The organism is Blastocatellia bacterium (assembly GCA_035573895.1).
Taxonomy (GTDB): domain Bacteria; phylum Acidobacteriota; class Blastocatellia; order HR10; family HR10; genus DATLZR01.
Genome location: DATLZR010000025.1, coordinates 1 through 3978, shown reverse-complemented (window position 1 = coordinate 3978; position 3978 = coordinate 1). Strand labels below are relative to the sequence as shown.

Sequence of the window (3978 nt, the reverse complement as noted above, 5' to 3'; positions counted from 1 at the left end):
CGCCGAAATCGGAAAGATCGAGTTCAATAAAGGCATCGTCGGCATGATCCAGATGAAAGCCGATGATCCGAACTCCGCCAGCGCCATTTTCTTCATCTGTCTGGGACGCGCTTCCAATCTCGATGGAAAGTACACGGCCTTCGCCCGCGTCGCCGACGGCATGGATGTGGTGGAAAAATTTGAGAAGCTGGAGACCGACCAATCGAAAGCACCCGTCACCAAGGTCCCCATCAAGTTCCGGGTGAGGAAAGTCGAGCCGACTCCAGCGAAACAGTCGGGCTTATGATCCTGGTCCTGGACAATTACGATTCGTTCACTCACAACCTGGTCCAGTATCTGGGCGAGCTGGGCGCGGAGGTCGAGGTCTTTCGCAACGATCAGATCACGGTGGAAGACATCGTCGCCCGGCGTCCCCGGGGGCTGGTGATCTCGCCCGGACCGGGAACACCGGAAGACGCCGGTGTGACGGTGGAGGCGATTCGTCGGCTCGCCGGGACAATTCCCATCCTCGGCGTCTGCCTCGGCCACCAGGCCATCGGCTACGCGTTCGGCGGGCGCATCGTCCGCGCACCCACGCTCATGCACGGGAAGACGAGCCTCATCATCCACGACGGGCAAACGATCTTCGAGAATCTTCCCAATCCGTTTGCCGCCACGCGCTACCATTCCCTGGTGATCGAGAGAAACTCGTTGCCTGAGTGCCTGGAGATCTCAGCGACGACATCCGATGGCGTCATCATGGGCGTGCGCCACAAGCAGTTCTTCTGCGAGGGTGTCCAGTTTCACCCCGAATCCATCATGTCGGGGCTCGAAGGCAAGCGCCTGCTCAAGAATTTTCTCGCCCGGTTGTGAGGGAAATCCACACGGTCGCCCGGTCCGCCTGGCCGGGCATCGTGTTCTCGTTCCTCACGCCGAGGGAAGAGTTCTCCTGTGCGGGCTTCCGCCCCCCTCGCCAATGGGAGGTCGGGTGGGTCTCCGGTGGACGACCGATGGATTGGGCCTTCCTCGACGATCGCTCGGGGATATTACTCTGTTTGCGATACGGCTTTGATGACTTTGATCGCGTCCCGTCGCACCATTCCCTTGACGCCGTTGGTCTGAGGGTCGCGCCAGTTATCGAACCAGGCGACCTGGTGGACGCAGGCGATCGTGCAGTAGGGGGCGCACGCTTTCTTGGTTAAATACTCCCGGCGGCGATCTTCTTTGGTGTACTGTTCGAGAGGAATAGCCGGATATCCCCGTTGCTGCGAGCAGTAGTGGACCAGACCATCCTCGCAGATGTAGAGATAGCGCGCACCGGCGCGACATCGCCACTCGTTGGGCTTTCCGTTGATCAAATTGTCCTGAAATTTTCGTATTCGCGTGTAATTTCGTTTCCCCCGGTCGCGCATCTGCAGGTACACCTCGCGCTCCACTCCAACCAGCGGCTTGAGCATCCCCAGCCCATCATGAATGATGCCAAGCGAGGTTGTGAATCCCAGCTCGATGGCTCGCTGTCCGATGACCAGGGCATCCTCCGGATGGCGCACGCCGGAGCCGAGGACGGCGTTGATGTTGACGCGGAACTGAGCCAGTTCCGCCAGCCAGACGAGCTTTTGATCCAGCACCTTGAGGCTCTTTTTCGACACCTCGTCGGGCTTGACGTTGTCTATGCTGATCTGCAAATGGTCCAGTCCGGCGGCATTGAGTTTGCGAATGCGCTCGCGCGTGAGCAAATAGCCGTTGGTGATGAGCCCGGCCAGTGCCCCCTGTTTGCGAATATGAGCGATGACCGTCTCCAGTTCGGGATGCAGAAGCGGCTCCCCTCCGGTCAGCGTCACGCAACCGACTTTCATGTCGCCGAGAATCTCTACGCGCCGAAGGAGGACCTCGGTGGGAACCGGTTGGGATACGCTGTCATATTCATTGCAGTAGGCACAGGAAAGATTGCACCGACGCGTCACCACCAGATGCGCCAGGATGGGATGCTCGGTCGAAAGAAATCCCTTAACGAGGAATCGAACCTCTCGAAGATAAATTTCGAGTCGTTTGCTCAGCCTCATAGACACCCACTTAAAATGCCGTCAAGTAAAAAGTACAAAAGCACGACAAGATTACTCACCCCATCGGGAAAAATCAAGCCCCGGTGCATTCTGCAGGGGAATGCGGCGTGCGGGCGCGAGGGGTATCGCGCCCGATGGGGGGAGAAAAAACCACTCCAGGCCGCGCATATCTTCTGGAGAGCGGAGCTGCGCTCCCGTACATCGAACCCATCGGGCCTTCCCCACCTCACCGGCATCCTCCACTTCCGAAATTAGTGGCTGATTCTACATGCCTCTTCGGGAAGAGGCAAAAGATGACGCGCGACTCCGCCCGGCGTCAGCGGAAGGCCGTCAGGAGAGGTCTTGAGGGGCCGCCGGCAACCACCTCGAATGAGATACGACCCAGAAGTCGGCCGGAGAGGGTTCGGACATCCACCCGCCAGGAGCCGGGCGTGATGTTCCGTTTGACGGTGTAGCCCCGATAGCCTCCCTCGCGTCCACCCACGACCGAATAGGTCAGGACATCGGTCGTGATCCACTCTCCCGTTCGATCTCGCCGCTGCCAGTGATGAACGACCTCTTCTCGAAAGGCTGTGGGAGCAAATACGGCCGCGAAACAATAGACCGCATCGCCGGGCCGGTAGGCGAAGTCTCGCTCATCCTGTCGCCAGAAGCGCCACCAGGGCGGCTTTTGATACCGTACTTCGTAGCGGTCTCCCACGCGCCGAACGCTGCGGTAAATCCCTCCCTCTTTGAGCGCCAGAGGCACCGGCGGAATCCAGTTGAGGAAGTAAAACACCGTGACGGTGAGAAACACGACCAGAGGGATGCTCGCCACCGGCATCACCTCCGGCCACAGGCGGTGCCGTCGGCCTCGATAGATGATTCCGAGAATCGCTGCCGGAGGAACGAAACTCGCAATGCCACTAGCCAGGAAGACGCCCGTCCCCATCACGTGCGTTACCACCGGGACGAAGAACGTGAGGAAGGCGAACCAGCAGAAGTAGTAGAGACCGATCAGGAGCTTGAGATTGTGCAGTCGGTCGGCGAAGAATTCGTTGGCCAGCATGAGTCCGATCAGTAAAACGACGAAGACGAACGATTGTCCCACACCGGCGCTCTTGAAATAAAAGACGACGAAGCTCGACAGCATCCCGCCGAGGAAAAAGTGGGTGGCACTGGTCAGGAGATTTTGATTCCGACCGAGCCACGCCGGAAGCGGACGTCCCCGTTCACTGAGACCCACCAGGGTGATGAGCACGCCCGCCGCCACCGCGTACCCGAGCAAAATGAGATTGTCCACGAGCCGATCAATCCGCGTGAGAGTGAGCGTATCGTAAACAAAGCCGATGACGAATCCGGCAACCGGCCCGTATCGCTCATACCATTGTCGCAGTCGGCGAGAGAGGGAATCATCTGCCGCTCGACGGCCCCTCGCCTTCTCGCCCTGCGCGCCCCGTCTCATCGGTGCACCCGGCGCAAGTAACATCATTCCTCTTTACCGTGCGACATTTTTCCCGCCAGAGCCCGGCAAAAGTACTCACGCGCTCGGCCTCTGTCAATCACGTGACGAGACCTGCGGCCCACCACCAGTAGCGGGTTTGGCCGAGAGTCGGATCGAGCCGTTCTCGATCACCAATACGCCGGCGAAGTCCGCCTCGTTTAAGCCCATGAACGCGACTCTGACCCCACGACGTGATCGAGAGCCGCTCTCGTTGCGACACCACAGTCAACGGCACGCCCGATCAGAAGGCGGGTTCGTGGGCGCTCACTTTGCTTGCGGCCACCAATCGGCTGAGCATCCAGGCGACAATCCCCAATCCCATGACGAAGGTCAGGAGGAAGAGAACGAGCGGACTCCATTGGATCGCTACGGGTTCGGCGCGAACGTCGAGGAATCGGCTCAGTTCGGCATTCTGGACGATCTGGCGGCTGATGGCGTTCAAGGCGAGGACGA

Annotated in this window: 6 protein-coding genes; 2 read left to right on the top strand and 4 right to left on the bottom strand. The window is 59.5% G+C overall.

Annotated elements, in window-relative coordinates:
• Together VNM72_03260 and VNM72_03255 are read left to right on the top strand one after the other, a co-directional pair.
• On the top strand, positions 1-286 hold a 286-nt coding region (locus tag VNM72_03260; protein HXF04415.1), incomplete at its 5' end, for a peptidylprolyl isomerase.
• On the top strand, positions 283-852 hold the full coding sequence (locus tag VNM72_03255; protein ID HXF04414.1) for an aminodeoxychorismate/anthranilate synthase component II: 570 nt from the start codon (positions 283-285) through the stop codon (positions 850-852). The genes VNM72_03260 and VNM72_03255, both read left to right, overlap by 4 nt.
• Before the next feature lie 173 nt (positions 853-1025).
• Here the strand turns inward: VNM72_03255 and VNM72_03250 are convergent, their stop codons facing one another.
• The 4 genes from VNM72_03250 to VNM72_03235 form a co-directional block, all read right to left on the bottom strand.
• Positions 1026-2042 carry a radical SAM protein gene (locus VNM72_03250; GenBank protein HXF04413.1) on the bottom strand — a complete coding sequence of 339 codons (1017 nt, stop codon included), beginning with the start codon at positions 2040-2042 and terminating at the stop codon, positions 1026-1028.
• 316 nt (positions 2043-2358) lie between these two features.
• Positions 2359-3486, bottom strand: a complete 1128-nt coding sequence (locus VNM72_03245; GenBank protein ID HXF04412.1) for a DUF2914 domain-containing protein — start codon at positions 3484-3486, stop codon at positions 2359-2361.
• 97 nt (positions 3487-3583) lie between these two features.
• Entirely contained in the window at positions 3584-3748 is a 165-nt protein-coding gene (locus VNM72_03240; GenBank protein HXF04411.1) for a hypothetical protein, read from the bottom strand.
• 18 nt (positions 3749-3766) lie between these two features.
• On the bottom strand, positions 3767-3978 hold a 212-nt coding region (locus tag VNM72_03235; GenBank protein ID HXF04410.1), incomplete at its 5' end, for a hypothetical protein.